Raw genomic sequence first — 19,635 nt, 5'->3', positions numbered from 1 at the left:
GGCTCTGCCGGGACCGTCTTCGATCACGTACATTCTGCGATTCACTAAGTCATCAATAGTTTTTCACTGTTCTGCTAGAGGAGGTGCGCGATGCCGGGAATGGATTCCCTGAAGCAATACGTCATCCACTACGGGTTTCAGGTGATGGGCGCGGCGATCGTGTTTGTGGCCGGTGTGCTGGCGGCCCGCTGGGCCGGCAGGCTGACGCAGCGGTGGTTGGATCGCCAGGATATGGAGCCGCCGGTCCGGATGCTGTTGTCGAAGGCCGTGCAGATCGTGATCCTGCTTTTTGCGACGATGGCGGCATTGGGCCAGTTGGGCGTGCATATTGCGCCGCTGCTCGCTGGGATCGGGGTGGCCGGACTCGGCGTCGGGTTGGCGCTGCAAGGGGTGTTGAGTAACCTCGTGGCGGGGTTTTCGATTATTTTCACCAAACCCTACCGGGTGGGGGAGCATATCTCGATCCTGGGTGTGCAGGGTGATGTCGTGGCCATCGGGATTTTTTCGACGACGCTCCTGCATCCTGATCGCTCGCGCATCGTGCTGCCCAACCGCAAAGTGGTGGGGGAGATCCTGCACAACTTCGGCACGATCCGCCAACTCCATCTGCAAGTCGGCGTGGCCTATCGCACGAACCTGACCGAGGCGCTGGCGCTGGTGCGCGAGATCCTGGATCAGAATCCCTCCGTCTTCACGGACCCGGCCCCCGTGGTTGGGATCTCCCAACTGGGCGACTCGGCCATTACGATCTCTATTGCCCCCTGGACCTCGGTCGGCAATTTCGTGAAGGTGCAAGGGGAATTGAACCAGGCCATCATCGAACGGTTCCGCGCAGCCCAGATTGAGATTCCGTTCCCGCAACAGGAAGTCCGCCTGCTGTCGCAGGTGTGAGCAGACGCGAAGCGCCGGTTGCGAACGACGAGCGACGGCGCTGGAGACTGAGGGCGAGAAGAGCGCGAATGGCGCGGTGGGGTGAGTTGGTTCCTCTGGTTCATTTGGTTGGAGGTCAGTAGGGCTTCATTGGTGCAGACGCGTACCCCATGCGCGACCTGTTCTGAAATTTTCGGGCGAGACGAGTTTGGTACGCCACGCGCACTTATAATCAAGGAGGTCCTATGTCCATGGTGACTGCGTTAGCCCTCTCCCTACTCTTGCTTACCCTCACCGGCTGCGTTGCCTCCACCCCTCCTCCGGCCACAAAGCAGGAGACGGGCAAGAAAGACTCCACCAAGAAAGTCATTAAACATGATGAGGAAAAGGAGATGAACGAGGAAAGCCGGAACGCCATTATGGATCGGTAGTCGTTAGGGGAGTGGCCCAGGCTGCCTACATCGAGGGCTTCGTCTCTTTGACGCGAGGCGGGGCGAAGACGTCCGGGTTGGCCTATGTGGGTTGTCCTGTTGGCCGGACCGGAAACTCTACCAGATGAACCAGAGAGACCAGCCAGACCAGAGAGACGGGCCCGGCTGCGCCTCATCAAATACGTGGACCTACTCAGACCAGGACGCGAAGTCGATGGATGCCGATGTGGATCGGGTGTAGAAAGAACTCACGGAGAACGTTGCGGGGTCGAAGGCGTTTTGACCTCAGCGAGGGGCATGTTGGTTTTCCCGGCTGTGTATCGGGCCGGCTTGATCGGCGGGGCTGAGTATGGGGACGGGGTGTTACGAATCGCCGGGAAAACGGTGGGCTATGACAATTTTGCGGGGCTTTCGTTTGGCCCCCAGATCGGGGTCCAGAAGACGTCGCTGCTCCTGATGTTCATGAAAGAGCCGGTCCTGGATAAATTCCAGGCGAGTCAGGGCTTTGAATTGGGCATTGATGCCAACGCCACCGGCGTTGTGGTTGGGGCCAATGCCTCGTTGGACACTACCAATGCGGGCGAATCTATCTTGGCCTTTATCTTCGGCCAGCGAGGACTGATGGCCGGGGTTACGCTGGAAGGTTCGAAATTCACAAAGCGCGATCATCAATAGCAGCATTGGCCTGATTGGAAGCCTGCCGAACCGACTAAACAGACCAGAAAAACCAAATAAACCAGAGGGGCCAGCCAGGCCAATTTGAACGGGCTTTTCTGGTGTTTGCCATCCAAGACGTTGATTATATTGAAATATTATTTCTTATTTCGCGTGGAAGTTCATGATATGATTTGGGCGCTGCTTTCTTGGTCGTCATGGGCTCTCCCCTGGCGTGAGAAAGACGGGGGGGTGATGTGGCCATCACCTCCCCATTTTTTTGTCTCTTGGATTTCTTGGGTTCGGGACTTCAGCCGCCTCTCTCTTCTCCTCAGCACCTGACTCTTCATCCGGATCGTGAACTCAGGGCCGTCGCTTCGATGGCACTACCTGGTTCGTCGTCGTCATTTGTTCAAGAATGCACCAGACGAAATGCGACCGACGGTCACGACGAGGTCGTGGTCGGAGGGAAGGTCTGCGACCTATTCGTCCTGACCAAACCGATGGGGGTCTGGTTGTGGCATCGAGTTTCTATTTCGTGGGGTCTGAGATCTCTGATGGTTGAACGGACAGGAAGTGCTGCGGGGGACTCTTCTGCTGGGTCTGCTGACTGTGAGATGAGATGTTGGTTTGAGGGAGATCGAGGAGAAGGGAAGTGAGGGGGCGACGTGGCCGCCGCCCCCTCATGGTGCTACTTCTTCTTCTTTGCCGCTTTTTTTGCGGTCTTCTTCTTTGCTGCTTTCTTCGTTGCCATGTGAACTCCACCCCCTTTCGGTGTGAGAATGTTGAACACTGTATGTGATGTATATCAGAGTTTGAGCGGCGAGTAAAATTTTCTCTTCAAGATTTTTCGGCAGAAGTGAGGGAGGACTTGAGGAAGATCACAGAGAGTCGGAAGTTTTTCTCGCTGCCATGTCGATCGTTCCCTTCCGTGCCAGACTTTTCTTAAGCGACCACAAAGAAACGGGGCCAACTCCTGCTGTGATGATCACAATAGGCGTTGGCCCCGAATCATTTCAGTCTGCTGGATTGCAGCGAGTCTAGGCGGTTTGTTGGATCGCCGAGAGCAGCCACTTCCCGTCTTGGAATCGCATGAAGGTCCAGACTTCGCTCGACTCGCTCGGCGTCACGTCGCTGCCTTCGACGAGATAGCCTGTTTCTCCTCGTTGCTTTGTCAGGGACACCGTATAGTCACGGGCGCTCCAGCGGAGTCCCACCGTCGCGTAATGCGTGGCGTCTTCGATCCAGGATTCTCTGACTTCTGCCTGGAGGAGGGCCACATCTTCCACATGGTTCTGGACGTCCAGGCTGGTCTGTTCTGCCAGGGCTGTGCCGAAATAGGTGAGCATCTCTGGCGTGACGAACCGTCGCAACCCTGCCAGGTCCTGCTTGCTCCAGGCTGTTTGAATATCGGTCAGCAGTTGCTGGAAGGCCGTCTTGTCCGCGGGGGTGACGTCGCTGACCACCACCGTGGTCTGGATGGCTGTGGCGGACGGCTCTGCCAGGAGACTGCCGCTGACGGCGCTGCTCCTCGTGATCCCGGAAAAGTCAGGGATGGGCCGCCGGACTTTCATGAAATACAACAGCGCTCCTGCTCCCAGGAGCATGAGGATGAGGAGTATCCCGGTGGAGCTGGAGGATCCTGCTGCCTGCTCGGTTGCGCCGGCCTGTTCACCGGCTTCGGTGGTCTTTGCGCTGCTGTCCGTCGCCCCGAAGAGCATATGCCCGATCCATGATCCGGCGAGACCTCCTGCGATTCCGGCCAAGAGGGGATTGCGCTGCAGGAACGAAGGTTGCCTGGCAGGAGCCGGCTGGGCCGTGGGCGCTTGCTGTGGCGCGGTCGTGGCAGGCTTTGGTGTGGCCGACTGTTGAATCGGCTTCGCGCTGCTCTGGTCATAGGTGCGGGATCCACGGCTGCCGATGCTGCCAGAGGCGCTTCCGCTTCGTGAGCCGCTGGAATAGCCTCCGCCAGATCCACCCCTTGCCCTTGCGAAGGAGATGGCAGGAGTTCCGATCAGGGCAATCACGATGAATGAGGCAATAAGTTTCGTTTGGTTCAAGGCAAGCTCCCTTTCTATCGAGGTCACGGATGAATCACATATTTAAACTATCCTAACAGCAATGGCCCTAAGAAAATGTAATATTCGAAAGAGGCTATTCCCGCCATTCATTGACTCTCCTCAGGCCCCTTCATATAATGCCGCTCGATAGTCGATTTTGACTGCATTTCCAGACAGTTATGACTTCTTTCTCCAAGACATCTCTGGCGGAAACATGGGGTAAGGTCCGTGCGGAGCTCTCCCATGCCTTTTCGACCGGATCCAAGGCCGAGGTGTTCACCATTGAAGATCTCGCGTTGCTCGAACGGGTCGCTGATGCGGTGGTGACGCGGGGGATGGCAGCTCCCGCCACGGTCTTTCTCGAATCGCTCGGGCCCATGAACTTTCTCGGCAGCCAGGCCCTCTACTTTCTGACTCCGATCATCGAATGGGCGTTCAACGTGAAGGAAGTCGAGCAGGTGGCCTGCCTGCTCGAACGGCGCGATACGATCTCCCGCCTCCTTACACTCATTGAAACGAAGTCTGCCCCCCAGGCTCCCCAAGGAGCCTCCGCGAGATGACTGAGCCGAGCGCAACACCCAAGCCAGTGAGTACCCAGCCCCTCAACGTCATCGTGGCGACCGACTGCGGCAGCACCACGACCAAAGCCATCCTGATTGAGAAGATTGGCAACGAGTATCGGCAGACCTATCGTGGGGAAGCCCCCACGACGGTGGAAGCGCCCTTTGAAGATGTGACGCGCGGGGTGCTGAACGCGATTGCGGAAATTGAAGAACTCTCCGGCCGCAAAATCCTCGACGGCGACAAGATCATTACGCCCTGCCGCGATGCGAAGACCGGTGTCGATATTTACATCTCCACCAGCAGCGCGGGCGGCGGGTTGCAGATGATGGTGACGGGCGTGGTGCAGAATATGACGGGTGAAAGCGCGCAACGGGCCGCGCTGGGGGCCGGCGCAATTGTCATCGATGTCTTGGCGTCGAACGATGGCCGCCTGCCCCATGAAAAGATCGAGAGGATCCGCACCATGAGGCCGGACATGATCTTGATGTCCGGTGGGACGGATGGCGGGGCGGTCACCCATGTGGTCGAAATGGCCGAATACATTTCCGCCGCAGAGCCCCGACCCCGGTTCGGGGCCACGTACAAGCTTCCGTTGATTTATGCGGGCAATAAAGACGCGCAGCCGCAAGTGAAGAAGATCCTGGGCGAGAAAACCGCGCTCGTGCTGACTGACAACATTCGTCCCGTGCTGGAGCGGGAGAATCTCACGCCGGCGCGAGACAAGATTCACGACCTCTTTCTCGAACATGTCATGCAGCAGGCGCCTGGCTATAAGAAGCTGATCGAGATGGCGGGGGCGCCGATCATGCCGACGCCGGCGGCGGTCGGGGTGATCATGGAAACGATCGCCAAGCGGGAACATCTGAATTTGATCGGGGTGGATATCGGCGGCGCGACCACGGACGTCTTCTCGGTCTTCGAAGGATTGTTCAATCGGACCGTCAGCGCGAACCTCGGGATGTCCTACAGTATTTCCAACGTGCTGGCGGAAGCAGGACTTGCCAACATCATGCGGTGGGTGCCCTTTACGCTCGACGAACAGACGCTCCGCAATCGGATCAAGAACAAGATGGTCCGGCCGACGACGATTCCTCAGACGCTGGACGAGTTGCAGATCGAACATGCGATTGCCCGCGAGGCGCTTCGGCTCGCCTTGATCCATCACAAGTCCCTCGCGACGGCGCTTAAAGGCATCCAGCAGGAACGTACGATCTCGGACGTGTTCGAGCAGCAGCAGTCCGGCAAGACCCTGATCAACATGCTCAAGCTCGATTTGATCGTGGGGAGTGGCGGTATCCTGTCCCATGCGCCGCGCCGCGTGCAATCGATGCTGCTGATGGTGGATGCCTATGAACCGCTCGGGGTGACGAGGCTCTCGGTGGACAGTATCTTCATGATGCCGCATCTGGGCGTGCTCTCGACGATCAATGAGCAGGCGGCCACCGATGTCTTCGTCCGTGATTGCATGGTCTATTTGGGAACCTGTGTTGCGCCGATCGGGCAGGGAAAGGAGGGGGAACGGTGCGCGGACTATGCCATCACCTTTCCGGATGGGCGAGTGGACAAGGGGCAACTGTCGTTCGGTGATCTTCGGTTGATCCCATTAGGCAGCGATGAGAAGGCTTCAATTACGATTCAGCCGGCGAAACAGGTCAATCTCGGGGCCGGGGCAGGCGTGTCGATCACGCGAGAGGTGCAGGGAGGCGTGGTGGGAATCTTGCTCGATGGACGAGGGCGTCCCTTGCAGTTGCCGACCGAGCACAATGCCAGAGTGGCCATGCTGATGAAATGGTTCAATGCGGTGGATCTTTACCCAGTGCTGAGTGCTGAGAAATGAGTGCTGAGATAAGCCTCCGAATCTTTTTCTGTTCTCATGTCTCAGCACCCAGCACTCAGCACTGTTGTTAACATGGCCCATTCTTACACCCCAGGCTTAACCGTCACAGAACAGACCACGGTCCGTCGTCGACGGATGTTGTCTTTGCCAGGCACCGTGCTGGTTGCGACCGGGGAAACTGTGCGCGCGAATCAGGCGGTGGCTCGTGCGGAATTGCCCGGGAAGGTCTATCCCCTGAACCTGGCCAACCAGTTGGGCGTGGCGCCGGATGAGATCAACGAGTATTTGATCAAGAAGGCGGGCGATTCGGTGCAGAAGGACGAGATCCTGGCGGAGAATAAACCCCTCATCAAATGGTTCAAGACGGAAGTCCTCTCGCCTATCACCGGCGTCGTGGAATCCGTCTCGACCATCACAGGGCAGGTCCTGTTGCGGGAGCCGCCACGGGTGCTGGAGTTGCTGGGCTATGTAGACGGGCTCATCGTCGAGGTGATCCCTCAGCAAGGGGTCGTCGTCGAAACCGATTGCAGCCTGGTGCAAGGGATCTTCGGTATCGGCGGGGAAACCTGGGGCGAGATCGTGATCGCGGTGACCTCGCCGGACGAAGTGCTCTCGCCTCGTCACTTCACCGACGCCATGAAGGGCAAGGTGGTTGTGGGAGGTTCCTTCATCTCGTCGGACGGGTTGGCCCGCGCGAAAGAGGTGGGGGTGGCGGGGTTGGTTATTGGCGGCATTCATGATAAGGATTTGCGCGCACTCCTGGGCTATGACCTTGGCGTGGCCATCACTGGCACGGAACAGGTCGGCTTTACCCTGATTCTCACCGAAGGGTTCGGCACCATCCCCATGGCCGATAAAACATTCACGCTCCTCTCCGCCCATGCGGGCCAACAGGCCTCCATTTCAGGCGCGACGCAAATTCGCGCCGGGGTCATTCGTCCGGAGATCATCATCCCCAAACACATCACGGGCTCTCACGGCACTGCTGCCGTGCCCCAGCGGGAAGGCATCCGGATCGGCGACCAGGTGCGGATCATCCGAGATCCTCTGTTCGGCAAGATCGGCGAAGTCGCCAGTCTGCCCTCCGATCTCCAGAAGATTCCGACCGAAAGTGAAGTGCGGGTGCTGGAAGTCCGTTTTGCCGATGGCAGTAGAGTTATGATTCCGCGGACGAATATCGAGCTGATTGAAGGGGCCTAGCAGGATGCTGAAAACGTCTGCCAGCTTCGTTCTCGACTCGTCGAAATCCTCAACGTACCCTGGAGGGTACGCCTCCGGTTTTGACTCGCCTGCGGCCTTGCTGGACAGCCGTTTTGAGCATCCTGTCTCATGGAAGATTTGGGTGCTCCTGCTCGTGGCCATGCTGAGTCAGCCATGGATGCCGGTGTTTGCGCAGTACGAGGACCAGACGAAGAAGACCCTTTCTCCTCCGCAAGATGTCCGCGCCTTCGATACTCCCAGCGATGGTGGCGGCAGTGTGACCGTGATTTGGGCACCCGCTCCCTACGATAGCGCTGCGACCAAGTATCAGATCCTCCTGAGCGAGGGCACGGCGGCTGATCCTGCTGCGATGAAGGTCGTGGCGGAATTTCCTGCCAATCAACATTATGTTCGTGAATCCAAGTGGCCCTGGTGGACGAGGCCTGCGACGGGAGATCAGCACCAGTTCACGCTGAGGAACGGGCGGGGAGTCGAACTCAAGAACGGGACGACCTATAGTATCGCTGTGGCTGCGGTCTTGAGCGATGATCGTGGTATCGGTCAGCCTGTGCTGGTGACGCCGCAACCGAACTGGATGAACTGGAATCAGATCAATAATCTTGTGCTGGCGCTTCTGTTCGGCGGCATCGTGTTCTACGCGATCAGCAGGGCCAGAACGAGAGAGATCTTTTTGCGCCGTATTCCCGGCTTGGATGCCGTGGATGAGGCCATTGGTCGTGCGACCGAGTTAGGTAAGCCGATCCTGTACCTCACCGGAGCCCACGACATGAGCGATCCCTCGACGATCGCAGCGGCAGTTATTCTTGGGCGGGTGGCCAAACGCACGGCAGCCTATGAGACGGAGCTGCTCGTGCCGCATCGCGACCCGATGACCATGGCCGTCTGCCAGGAGATTACGAAACAGGCCTATCTGGAAGCGGGCAAGCCTGATCTCTATAAGGACGATTCGAATTTCTTCATTACGTCGGATCAATTCAGCTATACCGCGGCAGTGGACGGGATCATGCTGCGTAAAAAGCCTGCGGCGAATTTCTTCATGGGAGCCTACTTTGCCGAAGCGCTCTTGTTGACGGAAACCGGCGCAAGCACCGGCGCGATTCAAATCGCCGGGACGGACTCGGATCACCAGCTCCCGTTCTTCGTCACCACCTGCGACTATACCTTGATCGGGGAGGAGCTCTACGCGGCCAGCGCCTATCTCTCCAGGGAACCGGTGCAGGTCGGGACGTTGCTCGGGCAGGATATCGGCAAGGGGCTCATCCTCTGCATCCTCGTAGCTGGGACGGTTCTGGCCACTTTGGGCGTGCTGCTCGATACGCAGTGGCCGCAATTGTTTCTGGATGTGTTTAAGGACGTGAAATGATTTTTCTTCGCCGACAGGTTCCGCTCCTGATCACGCTCATCACAGGCCTGGTGTTTGCGGCACAGTATTATGTACCGCATCCGGCTTCGGAGCAGATGCTGACTTCCGTCACCAAGTGGCTCCAGATCATCGGCGGATTCGCGTTGGTGTTGGGCGTCAGCAGCCTGTTCCATGTCCATGCGATCAAGATCCGGCGCAAGGAAGCAGGCTGGGGCTACAGTTTCGTGCTGTATGTGAGCATGTTGGGCACCATTGCGGTGGGCCTCTGGTCGAACGGTAAGGAAGCTGTCGATGGTGCCATGACCTCCTTTGGCTGGATCTATAACTTCATGATGGTTCCCTTGCAGGGGACGATGTTTGCCATCCTCGCCTTCTTCATCGCCTCGGCCGCCTACCGGTCGTTCCGCGCGCGGAGCCGCGAGGCAGCGGTGCTGCTCATTGCGGCGGTGATCGTGATGATGGGCCGCGTGCCGCTTGGAGAATATCTCATCCCGCTCAGCGGCGACCTGTCCCAATGGATTTTGAACGTGCTGAATGCGTCGGTGCGGCGCGCGATCCTGATCGGTGTGAGCCTCGGCACGGTCGCCCTTTCCATCAAGATTATCTTCGGCATGGAGCGGTCGTATCTGGGTGGTGGGAAAGAGTAAGGCAAAGTTAAAAATGCAAAATGAAAAATTGATCGAATCCAGTATGTTTCACCCTATTTTGCATTTTACATTTTGCATTTCTCATTGCGAGGTCGCCCCGTGACCTTCGCAGAGCGCATGTTGAAGATCGACCGGCGGATCATCTTTCTGGTGATCGGCCTCTGCACGCTCTTGCCCTTGCTCTATCCGGTCGGGCTGCCGATCAAGATTTCGCCGGAAGTGCGCGGGGTCTACGACTATATCGAGTCGCTCCCAGAGGGGTCGGTGTTTCTGCTCTCGCTGGATTTCGATCCTGCCTCGAAGCCGGAACTCCATCCCCAATCGATCTCCCTGCTGCGTCATGCTTTTCGAAAAAACCTCCGCGTGATCGCGATGACTCTCTGGGTCTCCGGCACCGGGATGGCGGACCAGGTCGTGACGCAGGTCGCCCGCGAGATGGGCAAAGAGAATGGGAAGGATTATGTGTTCCTCGGCTGGAGTCCAGGCGGAACCGCCGTCATCATGAACATGGGGCAGGACCTCTATGGGGCCTTTCCGGCAGACTACAACGGCAAACCGACGAAGGGTTTGCCAGTGCTCCAGGGTGTCGCCAACCTGCGCGATGTGAACTATGCCGTCAGTCTGGGCGCAGGCAATCCCGGCGTGGAGGCCTGGTATGTGTTCGGCAAGGACAAGTACAAGTTCGAGCTCGGCGGAGGCTGCACCGGCGTGATGGCACCAGGCCTGTATCCTCTGCTACGGAGCGGTCAGATCAACGGACTCATTGGCGGTCTGCGCGGCGCAGCGGAATACGAAACCCTGATCGGCCAGAAGGGGAAGGCCATTGCCGGCATGGATGCCCAATCTGCTACCCATCTCGCCATCATCGTGTTGGTGATCCTTTGCAATCTGTTTTACTTTTCGCTGCGTAGGCAGTCTAAGCAACAGGGCCACTCGGGACTGTGAGGATCTATGCCGATTGAAATCATCATCGGGGCCTGGGTAGCGACGGGGTTGACCCTCTTTATCTTTTCGTTCCTCTATAAGGATAATCCGCTGTTCAAGCTGGCGGAGAATCTCTATGTCGGCGTGTCGGTCGGCTATACGATCGTCAAGACCTACGACACGGTGATCGTGCATCTCATCTGGAATCCGATCGTCAAGAACGGGGAATGGGCCCTCTTGATCCCCGTCGCCATCGGGATGCTCATGCTCACGCGCTATGTGCCGAAAGCCGCCTGGCTCTCGCGCTATGCGTTCGCTTTTATTGTGGGCGTCGGGTCCGGCCTGGCCATCCCTCGGGTAATTTCCTCCTACATCCTGAAGCAGATCGAAGATACGGTGCGTCCCCTCCTGATAATGGTGCCGGGCGAGGGGCTCTCGTTTACCTGGAACCTCCTCAACCCTGCCAGCAGTCTCAATGCCATCATCATCCTGATCGGGGTCAGCTCCGTGCTGTTTTACTTTTTCTTCTCCGTCGAACATACGGGGCCAGGCAAGGTCGTGGCCAGGACTGGCATCCTCTTTCTGATGATCGCGTTCGGCGCGGCCTTTGGCTATACCGTGATGGCCCGTATGTCGCTCCTGATCGGGCGATTAACCGACCTCATCGAGTTCACCGATTCTTCCTATGGCAGGCCGAGCCTCTGGCTCCTGGGTTTGACCATCCTCACCCTGGTGGTGATGGCTCGCCGTTCCGGTATCCACAAGCCGGAAGAAGAGTAGGTCTCTTTGGTCTATCCGGTCTGTTTGGTCTTTCTGGTCTAACGAGACCAACCAGATAGACCGGATCACCGGTTGCAGCGAGCGTAATCCCTTCGATACAATGGCGCTCCAATCAAGGAGCCCTATGACTACTACCAGCACCGCAAAAGACCCCAAACAGTATCCCGCTCTTCGCAATCTGCAATTCTCGCCAATCAGAGAAGGCGAGGAGCAGTTCATGGTCCTGTGGGACCCGACGGGTTTGAGCAAAGAAAAGCTCGTGCTGCCGCTCAACTACTTTTTCATCATTCAGCATTTCGACGGCGAACATTCGCTGGCGGAGATCGGGGCGCTCTACCTCAAACGATTCGGTGAATTTCTCGTGCCCAGCAAGATGGATCAGCTGGTCGTCGATTTGAATGAGAAACTATTCCTGGAGGGTCAGCGTGCCGAGGAGGCAGGGCGGCTGGCTCGGGAGGCCTATCGGCAGAGCCCGCTGCGTCGCGCGGCCCATGCAGGGCGGGGCTATGAAGCAGACAGTGCCAAGCTGAAGAAGCAGATCGACGGATTCTTTACGTCAGAAGAAGGGCCGGACTTCAAACCGTCGGAGAATGCGGGAAAAAAGATCAAGGGTCTCGTTGCCCCGACCTATGATTTGAAGCAAGCAGGGCCGATCTATGCCTGGGCCTATAAAGAACTCCAAGAAGCGGAGCAGCCGGATCTCTTCGTCATCATCGGGACTGCGTCTGCCGGACTGGACCATGTCTTTGCCGTGACGGATAAAGATTTCGAGACGCCGTTCGGGGTTGTGTCCGCCGACCAGCCGATCCTGAGTCAGCTCAAGGCCAAGCTCCCGGTCTTCTTCGAAGAGGATCTCTGCCACCAGGCGGAGCAGGCGGTGGAGTTTCAACTTCCGTTTCTTCAGGACATCGTGGGGCGCAAGAAGCCCTTTACCATCGTGCCGATCTTGAGTGCCTTCTCCGCTGCGAGCCTGGGGGATCCGACCGTGCGCCAATCGGTCGACCAGTTCTTGACCGGTCTGCGAGAGGTGCTTGCGCAATCCGGCAGGGCCTATTGCGTGATCGCAGCGGGAGAGCTGGCCCATTTAGGTATGAGATACGGAGACAAGGCGCCCCCGACGGACTTCTCCTTTCACCGCTGCATGCAGTTCGACCTGGAGATGCTGAAGCCGGTGGAGGAGCGACAGCCGGAAGAGTTCGCCAACTACATCAGAAAAGAGCAGGACCAGCGCCGGATCTCCGGCTTCTCACCCATCTATTCCCTGTTGCGGTTGATCGATGCGGAGAGCGGGCAAGTCCTACGCTATGACCGCGGGATCACCGACCAATATAACTCGACTGTCACGTACGCCAGCATGGCGTTCTTCTAGCTTCGGCTGCTGAAACAGACTCCCAGCTGCGTTCTCGCCTCGAACAGGTCCTCAACGTACCCCAGAGGGTACGCCTGCGGCCTGTTCTTCGGCTGCGGCCTTGCTGGATAGTCTGTTTGAGCAGCCTGCATTGAGTCATATGTAAATCGATTATGTGCAGGGAGGCAGGTTGACAAGTCGGCAGCCTGCGAGGACAATCGCAATCGAAAGCAGAACAGAACGTTCTGTGTGAAATACATGCTGGGTATGTCGTTCGAATCTCGAATTGGTGGCTAAGATGATAACCAAGGAATATTGCAAGCAGAAATATATGGAGTACAAGGATAGCCACCAAGGTATCCCATTAAGAGACGATTTCTTGAGATTTGCCAAGATTCCGAAAGGCCAACTAGGTATTTTGTATGGCAGGGATGCATATACTGAATTGCAAAAAGACTGTGGAGATCAAGCCAATAAATGGAGTCGCGAAAGAACTCCAAGAGAAAAGATAATGCGGCAATATGGCGACTTAGCATTGGATCTGAAAGAGCTGCCTAACTCCTCAGACTGGATACATCGAAGGCTGACACCTTCAATAACAGGGCTGAACAAACAGCCTCACTACATGAAATGGTCTGATCTCCCATCGAAATTTCAGGAATGGGTCAAGGAAGACAATGTTACTAGTTATGACGAGGTATTGCGGTACATCAACGAATCGTCTGCTGAGTTGAAGGCGAAGACGAAAACTGAAAGAAAAGATGCTGAGTTTGAGAGAGTCTTGCGCGATATTCGTTTGTGGTCCCCAGGACGGCGGAGAAATAGCGAAGGGGAATACAAGATAGAACTAAGGGCGCATTTAAAGTCTCTCGGGTATCGGGTAGATGAAGAGTTCGGGGAGAGTAATGTTGATTTGCTTGTGAATGGGAAACACTCGATCGAAACGAAAAAAGATCCACAATTAAGTGAATATGATCGGCTGTTTGGTCAGCTTGCTAGGCATCTTCAACATCAACGGAATGTGATTGCCCTCATATTCGATGCTCCAAGTCAGGACAGATTCAGCAACTTTGTCGCGTTGGTCGACAAATATCTTAACAAGGAAGAAAGCTTCGTGGAAGTTATCAAAAAATAGCGCTTGCTAGCGCTCACGCACCTTTGCTGCAGGCAGTGCGCCGACAGTACCCTTCTAAATGGTGTACGCTTCGCTTCCTCGGGGCAGAGTGGCTGAGTAGTCCCCACTGCACGCCGCATCTCAATTTCCCACTTCATTTTTAAGGGCAGCCTGGTCGATCCTCGATTGCGCGCGTCGAACGAGCACCTTCCGAGTGTGCGCGTTCCGCGAGCAGGAGGACGACCAGGCTGCCCGTCGCTACTCTTTAACCGTCATGGTCATAGGAATCGGCTCCAGGGGATTGTCGCAGTCGTCCCGGACTGCGGCGACGATCTTGTCCACGACATCCATGCCCCGAAAGACCTCGCCGAACACCGTGTAAGTGCGGTCCAGCCCGCTATTATCCGCAACACTGATATAAAATTGGGATCCGCTGTCGTTGAAATCCCTCGTACTGTTGCTCTCCCGTGGCACCTTGGCCATCGCGAGGGCGCCCCGCTTATGAGGCCGATCGCTGGTCTCCGGATTCAGCCAGTAGCCGGGACTGCCGGATCCGTGCAGGGAGCGGTCCGGGCTCTTGCTCAGCGGATCGCCGCCCTGAATGATGAATCCTGGGACGACGCGATGGAAGGTGGTGCCATTATAGAACCCCATTTTGACGAGCTTGATGAAGTTCTCGACATGGCGCGGCGCGTCATCCGGATAGAAGCGAATCTTGATCTCACCGAAAGGCGTCGTAATGGTGACGCGAGGATCGATTTTCTGGAATTGCATAGTCATGGGAGATGAATGTAGCAGGGGCTTTCCTTCGGAGGCAAGGCCTCCGAGGAAGTGCTGAGTGCTGAGAAATGAGTGCTGAGTGAGTAACATGTTTTCCGTTGATTCCCATCAATCCGCGCTCAGTACTCAGAACTCAGCACTTTTCTTGTGCCAGCCCTTTGCCAGGATCGATCTTGAGCCAGAGAAGGCCGCCCAGGATGGCGATGGCTGCAGCAACCCCTAACGAAACAGGCCAACCCCAGTGATGGGCCAGCCAGGGAGTCAGGGTCGGGGAAATCGTCCCGCCGATATTGGCGCCGGTGTTCATGAGCCCTGACAGGGTGCCGGCATGGGCCTTGGACAGATCGGTCGTCGAGGCCCAGTAGGCGCCGATGGCAAAGTAGAGCCAGCCTGCGCCGAATGACAGACAGGTGATCGCCAGGAAGGGAGATTCGATGAGGGCCCCCAGGGCAATCGAGACCCCAGCCAGGACCATGCCGGTCATGCCGGCCACGGCTCGTCCTGTGGTGAGTCCATAGTTGGCTGCGAGTCGATCGGTCACCCAGCCCCCCAGGGGACACATGACCAACATGGCCAGAAAGGGGGCGGAGGCATAGATTCCGCCACGGAGCACATCGAATCCTCGAACATTCACCAGATACAAGTAGAACCAGGACAGATAGACGTAGGCGACATAGCCGAGGCAACTGTAGCTGAGCACCAGCCACCAGACGGTGGGGGTCTGTCTGAATGTCCGCCAGGGCACAGCGATGATGGTGGATGGCTCACGTTGAAGAAGAGCCTGTTCTCCTTCATTCACCCAGGGATGTTCGTGGGGATGGTTGCGCGAGAGGAGCCACCAGAGGAGCCCCATCCCGAGTCCGAGCAGACTGGCCAGATAGAAGACGGTTTGCCAGCCCCAGTTCACCATGACCCAGGCGGCAATAGGCGGGGTCATGGCAGAGCCTAATCCGATGCCGCCGATTGCGACGCCGATGCCGAAGCCGCGCGCGTGAGCCGGGAACCAATTGGTGACGGCGCGATTGAAGGTCGGCAGGGCCACGGCTTCTCCAAGCCCCAGGCAGAACCGCACGAGCATCAGGGCGCCGACCGTTCCGACGAGGCCCGTGAGCCAGGAGGCGGCGACCATGGCGGTGAAGGCGGTACAGATCGACCACCAGAGGAGCGCGCCGGTGAGCACGACTCTCGCGCCCCAGCGATCCGCCAGCCAGCCACCGGGAATCTGGAAGAGGGCATAGCCGATGACGAAGGCCGAGAAGATCCAACCCATCTGCTGGTCGGTAATTCCGTAGGCCGGCATCATCTGCCGCGCGGTGACGGAAATGTTGACTCGGTCGATATAGGTGACGACGCTGACGAAAAAGAGCAGCGAGAGGATGAGCCAGCGTATTCGGGATGGGCGAGTTGTCGGGTGGTTCACAGAATTGGGTTGTGCGGTCTGTGTAGGAGCATGGGCATGTCGGTGCCGGATTATAGCTGGTTCAGGCGGTTTCCTCATCTATTGAAAGTGAAAGGGGCGACGCGGGGATTTCCCTGTCATGACGCAGGCTTAGTAGATTTCATACAGGTGATTCGGTAAGATGCCTTACCCGCAGACTCGATGCGGTTTATTCCCCCCGCATGGCCGATCTTAGGGAGCAGGAGTTGGTTCGAACTCGCCGTATCATCATTCTCAGTGCCATTGTGCTGGTCGGCATCCTCGTGCTGATGGTCTTGCCCTCTCTTACCGGCGGCGAGTATCTCAAAGATTTCTTTCTGCAGCAGCTGGAGGAGGGGATCGGACGGAAGATCGACGTCCATCGCGCCAAGCTGGTGCTCTTCCCCCGCCTTCGCTTGGAACTCACACAGGTCGCGATTCACGATCGGAACTCCGATGACATCTTGTTGTCCGCCAAAAAGCTGGATTTGGTTCTGCGTTTGCTCCCTCTGCTGCGCAAACAGGTGGTGGGAAAGCGGCTGCTGATCGAGGAGCCGATCTTGACGCTCCGGCGCGATCAGAGTGGTCACTGGAATTTCCTGGATGGGGTGGCGCAGGGAGGCGCGGCCGATGAGGGCGCCGTGCAGACGATCAGCCGGGTCTTCCGCATTCGCGAAGCCACCCTGGTCAAGGGGAAGCTGATCATTATTGATGACGCCCGTCCGGACGGGACTCGATCGATCGCCTTGGAGTCGGTGGAGGCGTCACTGGTCGTCAGGGCGGAGCGAGGCCAGGCGGATCTGCATATCTCTGCCGCTCATGCCAGCGACAAGGGTCCGTCTGCCATATCTCTGGCCGGGACGGTTACCACGGCGCCGCGTCAGCTCCTGGCGCCCGACGATCCTGCCGCCTCGCAGGTCCGGTTCCAGTTCGACGGCAACCTGGACGTCGCAAATGTGAATCTTCGGGATGCGGCGGACTTCTTCGGGCCTCGTCCGGTTCCTGAGCAGTTGCAGGGTGCCGTGAATGTGCGCAGTCTCGTGCGCGCCGTGCCAGGCGTGGCCGGCTATGATGTCCTCTTGTCCGATCTCTCCGTGAATCTCGAACAGCTGGCCCTCACAGGCCAAGCGAGTCTCTCCGGTCTGTTGACGCCACAGCCCACGTTTGCCGTAACCTTTGCGGCATCCCCGATCCAGTTGCGCCAGTTGCTTACGCAGTTGCCGGCTCAGTGGGTCCATCCACAGTTGCCAGCGATCATTCAGGAGCGGGAGATCGATGGGACGGTGGAGATCGTGTCGGCGACGGTCACCGGGTCATCGGCGGCAGGGCCTCCGCTCTCGTTGACGGGGGAGTTTCGTGTGAGTCTGGCGCAGGCGTTGATCGGGGACAGTCGTGTCCCTGCCAAAGATTTGTCCGCAGTCGTGTCGGTCGAAGCAGGCCGTATCAGAGTGTCGAGTTTGAGCGGACTCTATGGCGCGATCCATATGAATGAGAGCAAGGCGCTTGTGTCCTTTCTGGAGGCGGGGCCCTGGCTGGAAATGGATATTGTCGGGACGATGGCCGCCGCAGACTTGATGCAGTTTCTCGCGAAGACCGTTACGTCGGAACAGCTGTCGCGCGCGCTAGCCTCCTCGCGCAACGTCGAAGGCATGGCCAGCCCCACGTTTCGTTTGGTCGGCCCGCTTAATCAGCCTGGCGGCATCACTTTCGCCGGGGGAGAGATTGCCGTGCAGGGCGTCAGCCTGACGAATGCGTTGTTGCCGGAGCGGTTAACCGGCTTGCAGGGGCGGTTTGTGCTGTCGGATGGCGGGACCAAGTTCGATCAGGTAACGGGACATTTTGGCGATCTGGCCTTGCAGGTCAGCGGGGGTATCACGGGTGGCAGCGCCAGCCTGTTTCAGGATTTTCTGATCCGGATCAAAGGTGATGCGGGTCATCTGATCCGGTTGCTGCCCGCGAACAGCATTCCGGCGAAAACGATCGACGGGTTGGTGAGCGGCGCCGTGGTCTTGACCGGCCCGACCCTGTCGCCGCATGTGCGGGGCGAGGTCGTCCTGACCGAGTCGAAAGTGACGCTGGCCGGGCTGGTCGAAAAGCCTGTCGGCGCCCAGGCAACCGTAGAATTCGAGGGGATGGTTCCGCAGGCCGGAGTTTTACTCGACAGGATCGAGCTGGTCGTGCCGCCGCTCCGGCTGCCGGTCAAAGGCAAGATTCAATTGGGTAAACGGTTTGCCATCGATGCTTCGTTGTCGACCGGGACTCTGTCTTTGTCCCGTGTGCCGGAATGGATTGCGAAGGGCGGCTTTGAGGCGGGCAATATCGAGTTGTCGTTGGACTTGAAGGGGAAGGGGCTCAATTGGAATGGGTGGCGGACCACCGGGTGGCTCGCCATGACCAATGGCTTGATGAATGCTGCGGGGGCCGAGGGTCCGATCCAGGATCTGTATCTGCGGGTCCACTTCGTGCGGAACGGCGCGGAGATCAAGCGGTTGTCCTTCCGCCTGCTTGGCAGCGACCTTACGATGGAAGGGACGGTCCGGAATTGGGCGGCGAAACCGGCGATTACGGCCAAGATCGAATCCAATCAGATGGACATCGATCTCCTCATTCCCAAAGGCGACCGGTCGCCGATTCGAGATTTTCTCGAAACCCTTGCAGCCACCAGCACGGTCCAGGCCACGGTGTCGATGGCGCGCGGCCATTACCATCATCTCAAGTTCGGGAATCTCTCCGCCCGGGTCACGATTCAAAACGGTGTGCTGGATGTGGATCGTCTGTCCGGCCGGTCAACCAGCGGGGAAGTAGCCGGCCACTTTGTGGTGCACTTGCCGCGCAAGCAGCCGGCGGACGCCGAGGTCTCGGTGCAGGCGACGGGCTTGCGGGTGGAAGATCTGCTGAAGTTGTTGGGCGAGAAAGAGGGGAGTCTGGCGACAGGGGACGTGCGAGTGACGGGGACGATCAGCGGGCATGGACGGAATCCGCACGGGCTCGCTCCCACGCTGAACGGTAAAGTGGAAGCCCTGCTGGAGAACGGGCGCATGTTGAAATCGCAGAAGCGGGCGCTCTGGAAAATTATCAGCATTTTGAATCTGCCTGCGGTGTTGCAGGGGAAGGTGGATTTGGAGAAAGACGGGCTGCCCTACAACAAGATCACGGCGACGATGGTGGCGAGGAATGGCCTGTTCGAGACGGAGAACCTGATCATCGATAGTCCGATCGTCAAGATGACCGCCGCAGGCAGTTACGATGTGTCGACGGATCAAATCGACATGGTCTGGGCCGTCAGTCCGTTCGGGTCCTATTCGGAGTTCATCAACACGATTCCGCTCTTCGGACGGATTTTTGCCGGCGAGCGCAAGGGCCTGGCCACGGCCCTGTTCTCCGTCAAAGGGTCCATCGAGGACCCGGAGGTGACGTACCTGCCGATGCAGTCGTTTGCGAGCGGCGTGACGGGGCTGGCGCAACTCGCGTTTGACGTCTTGAAGAACACCGTGATGTTGCCGATCGATCTCATTACGCCGGGCGAGGGCAAGGGCGCCAGTAAAGACGTGATTCCTGCGCCGGAACCGGCGCCAGCCGCGCCTTGACCGACCTCCACCCCCGTGCTAGATTCCGAGCACACCTA

The 19,635-nt window shown here is 58.0% G+C and carries 16 protein-coding genes; 13 read left to right on the top strand and 3 right to left on the bottom strand.

What is annotated here, in order from left to right; genetic code table 11:
- Window positions 1–90 precede the first annotated feature (90 nt).
- From NT179_04090 to NT179_04080, 3 genes are all read left to right on the top strand, one after another.
- The gene (locus tag NT179_04090; GenBank protein MCX5721198.1) at window positions 91–891 is read left to right on the top strand and encodes a mechanosensitive ion channel family protein; all 801 of its coding nucleotides are present in this window, start codon (window positions 91–93) and stop codon (window positions 889–891) included.
- A gap of 224 nt (window positions 892–1,115) precedes the next feature.
- Complete coding sequence (locus NT179_04085) at window positions 1,116–1,301, top strand: hypothetical protein (GenBank protein MCX5721197.1); 186 nt, start codon at window positions 1,116–1,118, stop codon at window positions 1,299–1,301.
- A gap of 297 nt (window positions 1,302–1,598) precedes the next feature.
- Window positions 1,599–1,976, top strand: coding sequence for a YSC84-related protein (locus NT179_04080; GenBank protein MCX5721196.1), 378 nt, complete (start codon window positions 1,599–1,601; stop codon window positions 1,974–1,976).
- Window positions 1,977–2,995: 1,019 nt separating this feature from the next.
- Here NT179_04080 and NT179_04075 read toward each other — a convergent pair.
- Window positions 2,996–4,015 carry a TIM44-like domain-containing protein gene (locus tag NT179_04075; protein MCX5721195.1) on the bottom strand — a complete coding sequence of 340 codons (1,020 nt, stop codon included), beginning with the start codon at window positions 4,013–4,015 and terminating at the stop codon, window positions 2,996–2,998.
- A gap of 179 nt (window positions 4,016–4,194) precedes the next feature.
- On the opposite strand from NT179_04075, the gene NT179_04070 reads away from it, so the two are divergent.
- The 9 genes from NT179_04070 (at window position 4,195) to NT179_04030 (ending at window position 13,834) form a co-directional block, all read left to right on the top strand.
- Complete coding sequence (locus tag NT179_04070) at window positions 4,195–4,575, top strand: hypothetical protein (GenBank protein MCX5721194.1); 381 nt, start codon at window positions 4,195–4,197, stop codon at window positions 4,573–4,575.
- Window positions 4,572–6,416, top strand: a complete 1,845-nt coding sequence (locus NT179_04065; GenBank protein MCX5721193.1) for a glutamate mutase L — start codon at window positions 4,572–4,574, stop codon at window positions 6,414–6,416. Before NT179_04070 ends, NT179_04065 begins: the two co-directional genes overlap by 4 nt.
- A gap of 72 nt (window positions 6,417–6,488) precedes the next feature.
- The gene (locus NT179_04060; GenBank protein MCX5721192.1) at window positions 6,489–7,616 is read left to right on the top strand and encodes a hypothetical protein; all 1,128 of its coding nucleotides are present in this window, start codon (window positions 6,489–6,491) and stop codon (window positions 7,614–7,616) included.
- Window positions 7,617–7,620: 4 nt separating this feature from the next.
- Window positions 7,621–9,000 (top strand): fibronectin type III domain-containing protein, encoded by a 1,380-nt coding sequence (locus NT179_04055; GenBank protein ID MCX5721191.1) that lies wholly within the window; start codon window positions 7,621–7,623, stop codon window positions 8,998–9,000.
- Entirely contained in the window at window positions 8,997–9,647 is a 651-nt protein-coding gene (locus NT179_04050) for a hypothetical protein (GenBank protein ID MCX5721190.1), read from the top strand. The genes NT179_04055 and NT179_04050 overlap by 4 nt, the downstream gene beginning before the upstream one ends.
- 117 nt (window positions 9,648–9,764) lie before the next feature.
- A complete protein-coding gene (locus tag NT179_04045; protein MCX5721189.1) occupies window positions 9,765–10,592 on the top strand; it encodes a hypothetical protein in 828 nt (275 codons plus the stop codon).
- Between the two features lie 6 nt (window positions 10,593–10,598).
- Window positions 10,599–11,351: a hypothetical protein gene (locus tag NT179_04040; protein ID MCX5721188.1), complete on the top strand. Its 753-nt coding sequence runs from the start codon at window positions 10,599–10,601 to the stop codon at window positions 11,349–11,351.
- Between the two features lie 124 nt (window positions 11,352–11,475).
- Window positions 11,476–12,720 (top strand): AmmeMemoRadiSam system protein B, encoded by a 1,245-nt coding sequence (gene amrB / locus NT179_04035; protein MCX5721187.1) that lies wholly within the window; start codon window positions 11,476–11,478, stop codon window positions 12,718–12,720.
- A 310-nt stretch (window positions 12,721–13,030) separates the two neighbouring features.
- A complete protein-coding gene (locus NT179_04030; protein MCX5721186.1) occupies window positions 13,031–13,834 on the top strand; it encodes a hypothetical protein in 804 nt (267 codons plus the stop codon).
- Between the two features lie 237 nt (window positions 13,835–14,071).
- On the opposite strand, the gene NT179_04025 is transcribed toward NT179_04030, so the two are convergent.
- Both NT179_04025 and NT179_04020 read right to left on the bottom strand, forming a co-directional pair.
- Complete coding sequence (locus NT179_04025) at window positions 14,072–14,593, bottom strand: peptidylprolyl isomerase (GenBank protein MCX5721185.1); 522 nt, start codon at window positions 14,591–14,593, stop codon at window positions 14,072–14,074.
- Between the two features lie 133 nt (window positions 14,594–14,726).
- Window positions 14,727–16,013: an MFS transporter gene (locus NT179_04020; GenBank protein ID MCX5721184.1), complete on the bottom strand. Its 1,287-nt coding sequence runs from the start codon at window positions 16,011–16,013 to the stop codon at window positions 14,727–14,729.
- Between the two features lie 200 nt (window positions 16,014–16,213).
- Here NT179_04020 and NT179_04015 point away from each other — a divergent pair, with 200 nt between their 5' ends.
- Window positions 16,214–19,597: an AsmA-like C-terminal domain-containing protein gene (locus tag NT179_04015; GenBank protein MCX5721183.1), complete on the top strand. Its 3,384-nt coding sequence runs from the start codon at window positions 16,214–16,216 to the stop codon at window positions 19,595–19,597.
- Window positions 19,598–19,635 lie beyond the last annotated feature (38 nt).

This window comes from Nitrospirota bacterium, from assembly GCA_026387665.1.
Classification (GTDB): Bacteria; Nitrospirota; Nitrospiria; order Nitrospirales; family Nitrospiraceae; genus Palsa-1315.
Note: the sequence above shows the minus strand (reverse complement) of the source record. Positions and strands in the feature narration are given on the sequence as shown.

Excerpts from the sequence above, each read along its gene's own strand:
- NT179_04090 (MCX5721198.1), top strand. The coding sequence starts at position 91 with ATGCCGGGAATGGATTCCCTGAAGCAATACGTCATCCACTACGGGTTT.
- NT179_04085 (MCX5721197.1), top strand. The coding sequence starts at position 1,116 with ATGTCCATGGTGACTGCGTTAGCCCTCTCCCTACTCTTGCTTACCCTC.
- NT179_04080 (MCX5721196.1), top strand. The coding sequence starts at position 1,599 with ATGTTGGTTTTCCCGGCTGTGTATCGGGCCGGCTTGATCGGCGGGGCT.
- NT179_04070 (MCX5721194.1), top strand. The coding sequence starts at position 4,195 with ATGACTTCTTTCTCCAAGACATCTCTGGCGGAAACATGGGGTAAGGTC.
- NT179_04065 (MCX5721193.1), top strand. The coding sequence starts at position 4,572 with ATGACTGAGCCGAGCGCAACACCCAAGCCAGTGAGTACCCAGCCCCTC.
- NT179_04060 (MCX5721192.1), top strand. The coding sequence starts at position 6,489 with ATGGCCCATTCTTACACCCCAGGCTTAACCGTCACAGAACAGACCACG.
- NT179_04055 (MCX5721191.1), top strand. The coding sequence starts at position 7,621 with ATGCTGAAAACGTCTGCCAGCTTCGTTCTCGACTCGTCGAAATCCTCA.
- NT179_04050 (MCX5721190.1), top strand. The coding sequence starts at position 8,997 with ATGATTTTTCTTCGCCGACAGGTTCCGCTCCTGATCACGCTCATCACA.
- NT179_04045 (MCX5721189.1), top strand. The coding sequence starts at position 9,765 with ATGTTGAAGATCGACCGGCGGATCATCTTTCTGGTGATCGGCCTCTGC.
- NT179_04040 (MCX5721188.1), top strand. The coding sequence starts at position 10,599 with ATGCCGATTGAAATCATCATCGGGGCCTGGGTAGCGACGGGGTTGACC.
- amrB (MCX5721187.1), top strand. The coding sequence starts at position 11,476 with ATGACTACTACCAGCACCGCAAAAGACCCCAAACAGTATCCCGCTCTT.
- NT179_04030 (MCX5721186.1), top strand. The coding sequence starts at position 13,031 with ATGGAGTACAAGGATAGCCACCAAGGTATCCCATTAAGAGACGATTTC.
- NT179_04025 (MCX5721185.1), bottom strand. The coding sequence starts at position 14,593 with ATGACTATGCAATTCCAGAAAATCGATCCTCGCGTCACCATTACGACG.
- NT179_04015 (MCX5721183.1), top strand. The coding sequence starts at position 16,214 with ATGGCCGATCTTAGGGAGCAGGAGTTGGTTCGAACTCGCCGTATCATC.